This window comes from Mesorhizobium sp. B2-3-13 (assembly GCF_006442195.1).
In the GTDB taxonomy this organism is placed as follows: Bacteria; Pseudomonadota; Alphaproteobacteria; order Rhizobiales; family Rhizobiaceae; genus Mesorhizobium; species Mesorhizobium salmacidum.
Genome location: NZ_VFVQ01000025.1, coordinates 1 through 13,361, shown reverse-complemented (window position 1 = coordinate 13,361; position 13,361 = coordinate 1). Strand labels below are relative to the sequence as shown.

Below are 13,361 nucleotides of genomic sequence, written 5' to 3'. Positions count from 1 at the left end.
CAGCTCCTATCTGTCCAACACGGCGCGGATGGTTTCCATCGCGGTCACCAGCCGTCGCGAGACTTCCTTGTTGGCGTCTTCCAGCCGTTCGGCGCGCGCTTCGGAATTGTCGAGCTCCTGCGCCAGCCGCGAGCGATCGGCATTCATCCGCTGCACTTCTGCCTCGGCTTCCGAATAGTCGCGTTCGTGCTCGAGCTTGGCCGCGACCGCGTTTTCCAGCCCCTCGATGGCCTTGCTCAGCCTGGCGATTACTTCCTTGAGCGTGGTTTCCCCGGTCATGGCCTTCGTCCTGTGCCCTGCCCATCACCGAATCGTTCGCGTTCAGAACGCGTTATGTCAGAAACATTAGGCACCGGGTGAAGGCCACGTCAACAAAGCTCTCGCGACTGTCCCCCGCTAACGCTAAAGTAGTCCCGCCTGCGGCATCACAAGACCGGCAAATGTGCACCCGATTTGTTGACTAAAAGCCCGCGCCTGCTATGTGTCGCGCACCCTTTTCAAGGGCTCTCCCAAGCCCCCAAACCCCCACCCTGGAGGTACCATGACGTCGCGTGAACAACATGACCGGATGGCCAATGCGATCCGTTTTCTCTCCATGGACGCCGTCGAGAAGGCGAATTCCGGCCATCCTGGCCTGCCCATGGGCTGCGCCGACATCGCCACGGTGCTGTTCACCCGCTTCCTGAAATACGACCCCAAGGCCCCGCACTGGGCCGACCGCGACCGCTTCATCCTGTCGGCGGGCCATGGCTCGATGCTGCTCTACTCGTTGCTGCATCTGACCGGTTACGAAGACATGACCATCGACCAGATCAAGCACTTCCGCCAGCTGGGCTCGAAGACAGCGGGCCATCCCGAATACGGCCATGCCACCGGCATCGAGACCACGACCGGTCCGCTCGGCCAGGGCCTCGCCAATTCGGTCGGCTTCGCGCTTGGTGAGCGCATCATGAACGCCGCCTTCGGCAACGACCTCGTCAACCACTACACCTATGTGCTGGCCGGCGACGGCTGCCTGATGGAAGGTGTTTCCCAGGAAGCCATCGCGCTTGCTGGCCACCTCAAGCTCAACAAGCTGATCGTCTTCTGGGACAACAACAACATCTCGATCGACGGCCCGGTCTCGCTCGCCGACAACACCGACCAGGTTGCCCGCTTCCAGGCATCCGGCTGGAATGCGAGCCATATCGACGGCACCGATCCGGAAGCGATCGCCTACGCCATCGAGGCCGCACGCCACTCGGACAAGCCGACGATGATCGCCTGCAAGACGACGATCGGTTTCGGCGCCCCGACCAAGGCCGGCACGAACAAGGCGCATGGCTCGCCGCTGGGCGCCGACGAGATCGCCGGCGCGCGCAAGTTCTTCAGCTGGGACTCGCCGCCCTTCGAGATTCCAGCCGACATCCTCGACGCCTGGCGCACCGCCGGTAAGGCTGGCGTCAAGGCGCGCACCGACTGGGAAGGCCGCCTCGCCAAGGCCGATCCGAAGCTGAAGGCCGAGTTCGAGCGCCGCACCGCGGGCAAGCTGCCGGCGAATTTCGACGCCGTCATCGCCGACTACAAGAAGAAGCTTACGGCCGACAAGCCGAAGGTCGCCACCCGCAAATCGTCCGAGATGGCGCTGGAAGTCATCAACGGCGCGGTGCCCGAGACCATCGGCGGCTCGGCCGATCTGACTGGCTCCAACAACACCAAGACCAGCCAGACCAAGAACATCACGCCGGACGATTACGGCCAGCGCTACGTTCACTACGGCGTTCGCGAGCATGGCATGGCCGCGGCCATCAATGGGTTGACGCTGCATGGCGGCCTTATCGCCTATGGCGGCACCTTTCTGTGTTTCTCCGACTATGCCCGTCCGTCGATGCGGCTTGCCTCGCTGATGGGCATCCGCTCGATCTTCGTCATGACCCATGATTCCATTGGTCTGGGCGAAGACGGCCCGACCCACCAGCCGGTCGAGCACATGGCGGCCCTGCGCGCCATTCCCAATCACAATGTGTTCCGTCCGGCCGACGCCGTGGAGACCGCCGAATGCTGGCAGATCGCGCTCGAATCCGAAAAGACGCCGTCGACGCTGGCGCTGACCCGTCAGAACCTGCCGACCGTGCGCACCGAGTTCACCGAAAACAACCTGAGCAGCCTGGGCGCCTATGAACTCGCCGCCGCCAGCGGTGAAGCCGCGGTAACGATCTTCGCCACCGGTTCCGAGGTCGAGATCGCGCTCGGCGCCCGCGACCTTCTGGAAAGGCATGGCCACCCGACCCGTGTCGTCTCGGTGCCTTGCTTCGAACTATTCGATAAGCAGAGCGACGCCTACCGAAAGAAGACGATCGGCGACGCGCCGATCAAGATGGCGATCGAGGCCGGCATCCGCCAGGGCTGGGATCATCTTATCGGCTCCGATGGCATCTTCATCGGCATGACCGGCTTCGGCGCCTCGGGGACCATCGAGCAGCTCTATCCGCATTTCGGTATCACCGCCGAGGCGGCCGCCAAGGCAGCGGAAGCTCGCTTGCACGGTAAATGACTTTGGGGGTCCGGCGAGATCGCGTGAAAAGCGGTTTTGCCGAACTGGCCTAACCTAATCGATTTAAATCCGGCCCGCTGCGGCTGGATTCTTCGCCCGTCCGCCGCTATGAAGCTGCGGAACAATCGTCTGCCTTCCAGCTCCCAGGGAGAGAACAATGACCGTCAGAGTTGCCATCAACGGGTTTGGCCGCATCGGCCGCAACATCCTGCGCGCCATCCATGAGTCCGGCCGCAGGGACATCGATGTCGTCGCCGTCAACGATCTCGGCCCCGTCGAGACCAACGCCCACCTGCTGCGCTTTGACAGCGTGCACGGCCGTTTCCCGCATGAAGTGTCGGTCGACGGCGACCAGATCACCGTCGGCAAGGAGAAGTTCAAGGTCACGGCGATCAAGGACCCGACGCAATTGCCATGGAAGGAACTCGGCGTCGACATCGCGCTCGAATGCACCGGCATCTTCACCGCCCGCGACAAGGCCGCCGCGCACCTGACCGCCGGGGCCAAGCGCGTGCTGGTCTCGGCACCTGCCGACGGCGCTGACTTGACCGTCGTCTACGGCATCAACCACGACAAGCTGACCAAGGACCACATCGTCATCTCGAATGCGTCCTGCACCACCAACTGCCTGGCGCCGCTCGCGGCCGTCCTGCACGAGACGGTCGGCATCGAAAAGGGCATGATGACGACGATCCATTCCTACACTGGCGACCAGCCGACGCTGGACACCATGCACAAGGATCTCTACCGCGCCCGCGCCGCCGCCCTGTCGCAGATCCCGACCTCGACCGGCGCCGCCAAGGCCATCGGCCTCGTCCTGCCCGACCTCAAGGGCAAGCTCGACGGCATCTCGATCCGCGTGCCGACGCCGAATGTGTCGGTCGTCGACTTCAAGTTCATCGCCAAGCGGTCGACCACGGTGCAGGAAATCAACGAGGCGGTGATCGCCGCCTCCAACGGCAAGCTGAAGGGCATCCTCGGCGTCACCCATCACCCGAACGTGTCGATCGATTTCAACCACGATCCGCGCTCCTCGATCATGGCGCTCGACCAGACCAAGGTGATGGACGGCAACTTCGTTTCGGTGCTGTCGTGGTACGACAATGAATGGGGCTTTTCCAACCGCATGGGCGATACCGCCGTCGCTTTCGGCAAGACCATCGCCTGATCGAAGATCCGTCTTCTCGACACTCGAAACGCCCGGCTTCGTCCGGGCGTTTTCGTTTGCCGGAGCAGCAACGCGAAAATCAGCGGCGCGGGGCAAAAAACCACCCTCCCGCCTTGCACTGGTCACGCCTTCGCCCCACTCTGCCGTAAAGCCAGCAAGCAGAGGAATTCGAGGGGCAAATCACGGATGGAGCATGCGATCTATCTCGTCACGCTGGTCGGCACGGCGCTTGTTGTCGCCGCCGCGTTTTCGAGCCTGATCGCCTTCCGCTTCGGCGCCCCGCTCCTGCTCCTGTTTCTGTGCATCGGGCTCGCCACCGGAACCGACGGCCTCGGCATCCAGTTCGACAACGCCCGCGTCGCCTATTTTGCCGGCTCACTGGCGCTCGCCGTCATCCTGTTCGATTCCGGTTTCGGCACGCCGCTCAACGCTTTGCGGCAGGCGGCGGGACCAGCCCTGTCGCTGGCGACCTTCGGCGTGCTTCTCACCACCGGCCTGTTCGGCGCCGCCGCCTATTATCTGCTCGACCTCAGCTGGCTGGAATCCTTCCTGCTCGGCGCCGCCGTCGCCTCGACCGATGCGGCGGCGGTGTTTTTCCTGCTGCGCGCCGGCGAGATCAATCTGCGCGAGCGCGTGCGCTCCACGCTCGAGGTGGAATCCGGCACCAACGATCCGATCGCCATCTTCCTGACCATCACACTGGTCGAGATCATCGCCGCCCACGCCAATCCCGAAACCAATGCCCTGGTCACCAATCTGATCCTTGGTTTCCTCATCAACATGGGCCTCGGCGCCATCGTCGGCGTGCTTGGCGGCCTCGCCATCGTGCGCCTGGTCGACCGGCTCAACCTCGACCATGGCCTGTTGCCGATCTTCGTGCTGACCCTGTCGCTGATGGTCTTCGCAGCCGCCGGCGCGATCGGCGGATCGGGCTTCCTGGCGGTCTACATCGCCGGGCTCATCGCAGGCAATTCCGACATCCGCGCCGTCACCATCCTGAAGCGCTTCCAGGACGGCATGTCGTGGCTGGCGCAGATCATCATGTTCCTGATCCTCGGCTTGTTCGCGACGCCCTCGCAATTTCCGGCCATCATGGTGCCTGCGGTGCTGCTTGGCCTGTTCCTGATGTTCGTCGCCCGCCCTGTCGCGGTCTGGCTCTGCCTGATCCCGTTCCGCCTGCCGCGTCCCGAAGTCGCCTTCGTCTCCTGGGTCGGCCTGCGCGGCGCCGTATCCATCCTGCTCGCCATTACACCGCTGCTCGGCGGGCTGGAGAACGGCCGCACCATCTTCAACGCCGCCTTCATCATCGTTCTGGTGTCGCTGGTCATCCAGGGCTGGACCGTCGGCCCACTGGCGCGTCGCCTGGGCCTGATCGTGCCGGCGCGGCTCGGACCGCTGGACAAGGTCGAGCTGGAACTGCCCGGCTCCGCGCATCACGAGCTCCTTGCCTATCGTGTGGCGCCGGGCAGTCCGGTGGCGCGCGGCGAGCGCATCCCGCGCTGGGCGCGGCCCTCGCTGGTGCTGCGTGACGGTCGCTCGATGCGCTTCCAGGACATGGGCCGGCTCGCCGCCGGCGATCAGGTCTACATCTTCGTGCCCGACCGCTATCCGCGCCTGCTCGACAAGCTGTTCGCCAGCCGCGCCGTGGTCGATCCGGAGGATGCCGATTTCTTCGGTGCCTTCGCCGTCGATCCGGCACGTTCCGCCGCCGAACTGGAAGCCGCCTACGCGCCCGGTCTCACCGAGGCCGAGCAGAAGCAAACCGTCGGCGCACTGGTCACGGCGCGGCTCGGCGGCCATGCCGAATATGCCGACCGCGTGCTGCTCGGTCCGATCGAACTGATCGTGCGCGACGTCGACGACAAGGGCAAAATCACCGGGCTCGGCCTATCTTTCGAACCGACCGCGCCGGTGGCAAGGGTGCCGGTCTTCCTCAGTGCCGGCGAGATCGGCGACCGTCTCGTCGCCTTTATCCGCGACTGGCGTAAGCCGGCTGAGACGCAGGTGGCACCGCGGGCGGATGACACCCCGGAGCCGCCGGTCGAGAAGGCATCGGCCGAAAGCTGACACGGTCGGCCGTTGCACCGCCTCGACATGCGCCGGGCGGTCTTCACCGACTATGTCCCCGCCCGTCTCAAAATTTCGCATCCGGCCCCGGCCAAAGCCTTGCATCGCCGCCGATGCGGGGTATGGTCCCGGCGATTTTCAGACGAAAGGGACCGGCATGGCTGCCTTCAAGACACTGGACGATATCGGCAACATCAGCGGCAAGCGCGTGCTGGTGCGCGTCGACCTCAACGTTCCCGTCGCCGACGGCAAGGTCACCGACGCAACCCGCATCGAACGCATCGCGCCGACCATCGCCGAATTGTCCGGCAAGGGCGCCAAGGTCATCCTGCTCGCCCATTTCGGCCGGCCCAAGGATGGTCCTTCGCCGGAATTCTCACTGGAGCCGATCGCCAAGGCGACCGCTGGGGTGCTCGGCCGCCCCGTCGGCTTCGCCAGCGATTGCGTCGGCGACACGGCGGGAAGCGCTGTCGCCGCCATGGACAAGGGCGACGTCCTGCTGCTCGAAAACACCCGCTTCTACAAGGCCGAGGAGAAGAACGATCCCGCCTTTACCGAACGGCTCGCCGCCAATGGTGACATCTTCGTCAACGATGCCTTTTCCGCCGCCCACCGCGCTCATGCCTCGACTGAAGGGCTGGCACACCTGTTGCCCTCCTTCGCCGGCCGCACCATGCAGGCCGAGCTTGAGGCGCTGGAGAAAGGACTGGGCAACCCGGTGCGTCCGGTTGTCGCCATCGTCGGCGGCGCCAAGGTCTCGACCAAGATCGACCTGTTGATGAACCTGGTGAAGAAAGTCGACGCGCTGGTCATCGGCGGCGGCATGGCCAACACCTTTCTCGCCGCGCGCGGCACCGATGTCGGCAAGTCGCTGTGCGAGCATGACCTGGCCCCGACCGCCAAGCAGATCATGATCGAGGCCGCCGAAGCCGGCTGCGCCATCATCCTGCCGGTCGACGGCGTCGTCGCCAAGGAATTCAAGGCGGGTGCCGCCTGCGAAACCGTCGCCATCTCCGACGTACCAGCCGACGGCATGATTCTCGATGTCGGCGCCAAGACCGTGACGACGATCGGCGAATGGATCGACCGCGCGGCGACGCTGGTCTGGAACGGTCCGCTCGGCGCCTTCGAGATCGAGCCGTTCGATCACGCCACGGTGGCGGCGGCCAGGCATGCGGCCGCGCGTACAAAGGCCGGCAAGCTGGTTTCGGTCGCCGGCGGCGGCGATACGGTGGCGGCGCTCAACCATGCCGGTGTCGCCGACGATTTCACTTATGTCTCGACCGCCGGCGGCGCCTTCCTGGAGTGGATGGAAGGCAAGCCGTTGCCCGGCGTCGACGTGCTCAAGCGCTGAGGCGTTCGGCGGCTCGCCAACAATCCGATCAACTCTAGGGAGCCGGCGGCGGCGCCGGCGACTTTCAATCGATTCGAGCTTTCCGGCATCATTCCTTTGGCGGTAGTGTTCTGCTAGGCGCAGATAAACCGGTTCAGGAGAAGCATGATGAGCGAACGTCTCGAAGACATTGCCGCCGCGATCGTTGCCAACGGCAAGGGCCTGCTGGCCGCCGATGAAAGCTCCGGCACCATCAAGAAGCGCTTCGACGTCATCGGCGTCGAATCGACCGCCGACAGCCGTCGCGACTATCGCGAGATGATGTTCCGCGCCAAGGACGCGATGACCAGGTACATTTCCGGCGTCATCCTCTATGACGAGACCATCCGCCAGAAAGCCGCCGACGGGACGCCGCTGGTCGACATCATCAAGACATCAGGTGCCATTCCCGGCATCAAGGTCGATGCCGGCGCCAAGCCGCTGGCAGGCTTTCCCGGCGACACCATCACCGAGGGCCTCGACGGGTTGCGAGAGCGCCTTGCCGACTATTATAAGCTCGGCGCCCGCTTCGCCAAATGGCGCGCGGTGATCGACATCGACACGACCAGGGGCGTGCCCTCGGCCACCTCGATCGGCGCGAACACGCATGCGCTCGCCCGCTATGCGGCCCTTTGCCAGGAAGCCGGCATCGTGCCGATCGTCGAGCCTGAAGTGCTGATGGACGGCGCCCACGACATCGGCACCTGCTACGAGGTTTCCAAGGCCACGCTGACGAAGCTCTATGACGAGCTTTATGCCGCCCGTGTCGTGCTCGAAGGTACGATCCTGAAGCCCAACATGGTGCTCTCTGGCAAAAAGTCGGGCACGGTGGACAGCCCCGAGGAAGTCGCGGCAAAGACCATAAAACTGTTTCGCGAGACGGTGCCGGCGGCGGTGCCGGGCATCGCCTTCCTTTCCGGCGGCCAGGAGGACGAGGAGGCGACCGCCAACCTCAATGCCATCAACGCCATCGGCCCGCATCCGTGGAAGCTGACCTTCTCCTACGGCCGCGCGCTGCAGGCCGCCCCGCAGAAGGCCTGGAGCGGCAAGGCCTCGAACGTCGCCGCCGGCCAGGCCGCCTTCACCCACCGCGCCCACATGAACCACCTGGCGGCACTCGGTAAATGGAAGGCGAGCCTGGAACAGGCTGCCTGAAGACCCACTGCTGTCCCTTCCCTTCAAACCCGGGCCGATATGCCCGGGTTTTTCGTTTTGTCGCACCGGCCTTGGGGCAAGGCATTCGCATTCTTATTTTCTCTGGGCATTCCTGGCAGCGGCGATGTCGGCTTGCGCCCATCCCGTACGTCCTTGGGGTGCAAACAGGGAGAAGTTCATGCATCGCAACAAGGTCGTTTCGCGCGAAGAATGGTTCGAGGCTCATAAGGCACATCTGGCCCGCGAGAAGGAACTGACGCGGCTTCGCGAACGCATCGCGGCCGAGCGGCGCGAACTGCCCTGGCTGAAAATTCGCAAGGACTACGTCTTCGAGACCGAACGAGGGCCGAAGAAACTTGCCGATCTGTTTGGCGCCAACAGCCAGCTGATCGTCTACCATTTCATGTTCGGGCCGGGCTGCGTCAATCATTGCGAAGGCTGCTCCTTTCTTGCCGATCATATCGACGGTGCCAACCAGCACCTCATGCACCACGACGTATCGCTGGTCGTAATCTCGCGCGCGCCGCTGGACGAGCTTGTAGCCTACAAGCAGCGCATGGGCTGGAAGTTCGACTGGGTGTCGTCCTATGCGTCGGATTTCAACTTCGATATGCAGGTTTCCTTCACCGACAGGCAGATCGCGGCTGGCGACACCACCTACAATTTCGAGACCCGACCCCGGACATCGAAGGAGCTTCCGGGCGCCAGCGTTTTCTACAGGGACGAGAACGGCGACATTTTCCTGACCTTCGTTTCGCGTGCCCGTGGCGGCGAACAACTGATCGGCGCCTACCACTATCTGGACCTGACGCCGAAGGGCCGCGACGAGACCGGCCTCTACCGCAACCTGATGGATTGGGTGCGGCTGCACGACCAATATGCAGGCGAGCCGCAAGCGGAGCGCGGTTGCCACGATGGCTAACCAGCAGTGCGAAGCAGTCTTGCCTTCGGAATTGCGTAAGACAAAGGGTAGAGCGCTCGAGGCGATCGTTTTTTCACCGGAACTGCTCGTTCACCTGTCTCGCGACATGCGTTAAATGCTGGTCGAAAACCAGTTCAATGGACCAGCGATGCTACGCTTTCCGACCATCCTCACCTGGCTCGCCTTCCCCGCCTATGTCTGGCAGGGATTGGGCGTGCGCCGCCGCACCTCGCGCATGCTGCCGGCGCAAGGCCCGGTCATGCACGATCTCACCGGCGAGGCGCCAGCGATTTCGCTACTGGTGCTGGGCGATTCCTCCGCCGCGTCGGTCGGCATCGGCAATTCCGAAAACGGCCTTGCCGCGCAGCTTGCCGTCATGATTGCGCAGCGCACCGGCAGCGCTGTGCGCTGGCGTGCCGCCGGCTTCAATTCGGCGACGTCGGGCCAGATCCGCGACCACGTCCTGCCCAATCTGTCGGCCGATCCGTGGACGCATATCGTGCTTGCCATCGGCACCAACGACACCAAGAATTTTCATTCCGTACCGCGTTTCAAGAGAGAGTTCGGCGGCCTGCTCTATGCATTGCGCGCCAAATGGCCGGAGGCGCGCGTGGTATGGTCGCCAGTGCTGGAGTTCACGCGTGCGCCGGCCATGCCGTCGCTGCTCGGCAAGATCCTCGAGATCCGCGCCACCGCAATGAACCGGATGGGCGAACGGCTCTGCCTGGAACGCGGCGCGGTGCCGGCCCCGCGCCTGCCGATCACCAATCCCGAGGCCGGCTTTGCCTCCGACGGGTTTCATGCCTCGGAGGCCGGTTACCGGGCGTGGGCGGAACATCTCGTCGGCCCGGTGCTTGCGGACTGAAGCCGACGGCAGGTGTCGCGAGGGCCTATGTCAAATGCCCGAGCACGGCCGCCAGCGAGATTGCCGCCATGGCGAGCAATGCCAATTTCCAGAAATCGCCGCGACGCCTGAGCCCGGGCCAACCGAGCGGCTTGATGATCTGAATCACCATGAACCCGACAATGACAAGGGCGAGGAGTTTCGTCATGTAGCCTTTGACCAGCAACGCTGACACCTGTCAAAGCGGTTCGTTCTGTCTCCGGGAAAGAAAAGGCGCCGCGATCCCGAACCGGAACGCGGCGCCCGCCTTGATCGCGCAGCGATCATTTCAGCGGCTTGAGGCCGGCCTCGATCGAGGCGCGTTTTGCCTCGAGGAACGGCGGCAGGGCAAGGCTTTCGCCGAGCGTCTCCAGCGGCTCATCGGCGGTGAACCCCGGCCCGTCGGTGGCGATCTCGAACAGGATGCCGTTCGGCTCGCGGAAATAGAGCGAGCGGAAGTAGTAGCGCTCGACCTCGCCGCTCGACGGCAGCCGGAATTCGGCCAGACGCGCTGTCCATTGATGCAACGTCTCCTGGTCCGGCGCCCTGAAGGCGACGTGGTGAACCGCACCGGCGCCTTGGCTTGCGGGCGCCAGCCCAGGCTGCACGGCCACATGAAGCTCCGCCGCCGGCCCGCCCGCGCCCATCTCGAAGACGTGGACCTGGCCCTCGCCGTCCGGCGAGGCATAACCACGCGCCTTGCGCAAGTTCATCACCTCGGTCAGCACCGCCTCGGTGTTGGTGATGTCGGGGACACTGATCACGATCGGCCCGAGCCCACGGATCTGATGCTCGGCCGGCACCGGGCTTTGCACCCAGGGATGGCTGCCGCCCTCGCCGCCATCGCTGACGAGCCGCAGGCGCTGGCCTTCGGGGTCCTCGAAATCCAGGCTGGGGTAACCGCCGATATCGGCAATCTCTCCTGTCGCGATGCCTTCGCTGGCAAGGTTCTGCTTCCACCAGGCAAGGCTCTCCCGGCTGCCGACCCTGAGACTGGTCCGCGCGATGCTGTGCGTGCCACGCCGTTCGCGGCCGACCGGCCAGTCGAAGAAGGTGAGGTCGGTACCCGGCGTTGCCTCGCCGTCGGCATAAAAGAGATGGTAGGCCGAGGTATCATCCTGGTTCACCGTCTTCTTGACCAGCCGCAGCCCCAGCACCTTCGTGTAGAAATGAAGATTGCCGGGCGCATTGGCGGTGATGGCGGTCAGATGGTGAATTCCTGTCAGTTGCAAGCTCATGGTCGTCTCCCTGTTTTTGGGGGAAGAATTTTCTCTTTTGATATCAGAACTCCGGTCACCTCGTTGAAGGCCGCCTATCCCGACAGTTCGTCACCAGGCGATGAACAATACGCCCCGATTAGCCTGGTCCCGGTGAACGATCCGCAGCCGCATGACCTGTCACGGCAAAAACGGAACTGTCGTCGCACGACCTGCCATCCTCCTGACAGACTGCTGTCAGCAGAGGTGTGCGATACTGTCTCCAGTTAGAGAGAGGAGATTGGTCATGAACGGTTTTACCATTCTGCGCGGCATGCAGCATTATGTCGGCAAGATCCGCACGATGCGCAACGAGATCCGGACCCAGCGGTTCATGAATGCGCTGCCCGCCGACATTCGCAAGGATATCGGCTGGCCTGACATGTATGCCGAGCGTCGCCATCACGGCAATTGAGACGAAATTTTCAACGCAGCAGTTGGACGCTGACGCGTCAGCACCCAGATATTAGGTCCGGCGCGCGAGGGATGGAGCGAGCTTATGCCCGATCGGAAGACAATCGGCTTTCTGTTCATCGAGGGTTTTGCCGACTGGGAATATGGGCTGCTGGCGGCGTCGGCGGTCGAATGGTTCGGCGCTCGCGCCGTCTCGGTTACGCCCGAAGGCAAGCCGGTGACCGGAATCAGCGGTTTTCGGCTGACACCAGACCGGTCGGCCAGCGTCGATGAGAATACCGATCTCGATGCCGTGGCCGTAATCGGTTCCGACCAGTGGGCGGGCAAGGCGCCGCCGGATATATCCGAACTGCTGGCGGCCGTCGCCAGGCGCGGCGGTGTCGTTGGCGGGATTTGCGCCGGGACGCTTGCGCTGGCTCGAGCCGGCATGTTCGCGAACGCCAAGCATACCAGCAATGGCCGTGACTGGATCAACCACCACGAGGCCGGCTATGCCGGCGAGGGCAATTATCAGGACGTGCCTTACGCCGTGGCCGACGGCAGGATCGTGTCCGCGCCGGGTTCGGCGCCCGGCACTTTCGCCCTTGCCTTTCTGCAGACGCTCTACCCGGAAAAAGGCGGCGATCTCGCGCAGATGCGGACGCTGTTCGCCAAGGAGTATGCTGAAGCCTCCTGACAGTATGCTGTCAGGAGGCGCGTGCGATGGTGGGATGATGCACATGGCCGGCCGAGAGGACGATCGATGAAAAACTGGAACGACAGGCTGAACACGCCTGGTATCAACGGTGTGAAACCAACGCCGCGCACGGTGGGAGACGTCGTCGAGGGCCAGCCGATGCTGGTGCCGACCGCGCGCCAGATCGATGATTTCATCCGCTCTATCCCTGAAGGCGTCGAGATGGACGTTCGTGCGCTGCGCACGGCGCTTGCCATCGAGCACGGCGCCGAAGTGACATGCCCGGTCACCATGGGCTATCATCTGCGCACGGTCGCTGAAGCCGCCAAGGAGGATTTCGAGCGCGGCATGACGCTCCGCGACATCGCTCCCTTCTGGCGCGTGCTGGATGCGAAGACGCCGACAACGAGGAACCTGTCCTTCGGCGCGAAATTTGTTGCCACGCAGCGCAAGCGCGAAGGGCTGAAACCGTAATGCATGTCATGTGGAAGTGGATCCGGTCAGGGAGCCACGCCATGCATGGGAGAAATACTGGGGAAGCAAACGATGCGCCGCGCCGACAGGCTCTTTCAGATCGTGCAGCATCTGCGTGGTGGCCGTTTGGTTACCGCCCAGAAGCTCGGCACGTGGCTCGAGGTTTCCGAGCGAACCATCTATCGCGACATAGCCGACCTGCAGTCGACGGGCGTGCCGATCGACGGCGAGGCCGGCGTTGGCTACATGATGAGGGAGGGTTTCGACCTTCCGCCGTTGATGTTCACGCGTGACGAAATCGTGGCGCTGGTTGCCGGCGCCCGTATGGTTCGCGCCTTTGGCGGCGCTGCGATGGCGCGGGCCGCCGACGAAGCGCTGGTCAAGATCGGTGCCGTGCTGCCCGATGCCGAAAAGGACCGCATCGCCCGCACCGAGATCCAC

At 63.9% G+C, this 13,361-nt stretch carries 14 protein-coding genes; 11 read left to right on the top strand and 3 right to left on the bottom strand.

The features are described 5' to 3' along the window. Positions 1–6: 6 nt before the first annotated feature. Positions 7–279 carry a DUF4164 domain-containing protein gene (locus FJ941_RS24650; RefSeq protein WP_015315371.1) on the bottom strand — a complete coding sequence of 91 codons (273 nt, stop codon included), beginning with the start codon at positions 277–279 and terminating at the stop codon, positions 7–9. A gap of 262 nt (positions 280–541) precedes the next feature. Here FJ941_RS24650 and tkt point away from each other — a divergent pair, with 262 nt between their 5' ends. From tkt to FJ941_RS24615, 7 genes are all read left to right on the top strand, one after another. Next, the gene (gene tkt / locus FJ941_RS24645; protein ID WP_140509710.1) at positions 542–2,533 is read left to right on the top strand and encodes a transketolase; all 1,992 of its coding nucleotides are present in this window, start codon (positions 542–544) and stop codon (positions 2,531–2,533) included. A gap of 157 nt (positions 2,534–2,690) precedes the next feature. Continuing rightward, positions 2,691–3,701 (top strand): type I glyceraldehyde-3-phosphate dehydrogenase, encoded by a 1,011-nt coding sequence (gene gap, locus FJ941_RS24640; RefSeq protein ID WP_027141887.1) that lies wholly within the window; start codon positions 2,691–2,693, stop codon positions 3,699–3,701. 186 nt (positions 3,702–3,887) lie between these two features. Beyond that, on the top strand, positions 3,888–5,768 hold the full coding sequence (locus tag FJ941_RS24635) for a potassium/proton antiporter (RefSeq protein ID WP_140509708.1): 1,881 nt from the start codon (positions 3,888–3,890) through the stop codon (positions 5,766–5,768). Positions 5,769–5,925: 157 nt separating this feature from the next. Continuing rightward, positions 5,926–7,122, top strand: coding sequence for a phosphoglycerate kinase (locus FJ941_RS24630; protein ID WP_140509706.1), 1,197 nt, complete (start codon positions 5,926–5,928; stop codon positions 7,120–7,122). 147 nt (positions 7,123–7,269) lie between these two features. After that, positions 7,270–8,295, top strand: coding sequence for a class I fructose-bisphosphate aldolase (locus tag FJ941_RS24625; RefSeq protein ID WP_140509704.1), 1,026 nt, complete (start codon positions 7,270–7,272; stop codon positions 8,293–8,295). Between the two features lie 178 nt (positions 8,296–8,473). Next, complete coding sequence (locus FJ941_RS24620; RefSeq protein ID WP_140509702.1) at positions 8,474–9,217, top strand: thioredoxin family protein; 744 nt, start codon at positions 8,474–8,476, stop codon at positions 9,215–9,217. 148 nt (positions 9,218–9,365) lie between these two features. Then, a complete protein-coding gene (locus tag FJ941_RS24615) occupies positions 9,366–10,082 on the top strand; it encodes an SGNH/GDSL hydrolase family protein (protein ID WP_140509810.1) in 717 nt (238 codons plus the stop codon). Positions 10,083–10,107: 25 nt separating this feature from the next. Here the strand turns inward: FJ941_RS24615 and FJ941_RS24610 are convergent, their stop codons facing one another. After that, positions 10,108–10,287, bottom strand: coding sequence for a hypothetical protein (locus tag FJ941_RS24610; RefSeq protein ID WP_210242231.1), 180 nt, complete (start codon positions 10,285–10,287; stop codon positions 10,108–10,110). A 97-nt stretch (positions 10,288–10,384) separates the two neighbouring features. Beyond that, positions 10,385–11,338, bottom strand: a complete 954-nt coding sequence (locus FJ941_RS24605; protein WP_140509699.1) for a ring-cleaving dioxygenase — start codon at positions 11,336–11,338, stop codon at positions 10,385–10,387. Positions 11,339–11,603: 265 nt separating this feature from the next. Between FJ941_RS24605 and FJ941_RS24600 the strand changes: the two genes are divergently transcribed. The 4 genes from FJ941_RS24600 to FJ941_RS24585 all read left to right on the top strand — a co-directional run. Beyond that, positions 11,604–11,771, top strand: coding sequence for a hypothetical protein (locus tag FJ941_RS24600; RefSeq protein WP_015315361.1), 168 nt, complete (start codon positions 11,604–11,606; stop codon positions 11,769–11,771). Between the two features lie 84 nt (positions 11,772–11,855). Next, positions 11,856–12,446 carry a DJ-1/PfpI family protein gene (locus tag FJ941_RS24595; RefSeq protein ID WP_140509697.1) on the top strand — a complete coding sequence of 197 codons (591 nt, stop codon included), beginning with the start codon at positions 11,856–11,858 and terminating at the stop codon, positions 12,444–12,446. Positions 12,447–12,512: 66 nt separating this feature from the next. Next, positions 12,513–12,920: a hypothetical protein gene (locus tag FJ941_RS24590; protein WP_140509695.1), complete on the top strand. Its 408-nt coding sequence runs from the start codon at positions 12,513–12,515 to the stop codon at positions 12,918–12,920. A 72-nt stretch (positions 12,921–12,992) separates the two neighbouring features. Further along, on the top strand, positions 12,993–13,361 hold a 369-nt coding region (locus FJ941_RS24585; protein WP_140509693.1), incomplete at its 3' end, for an HTH domain-containing protein.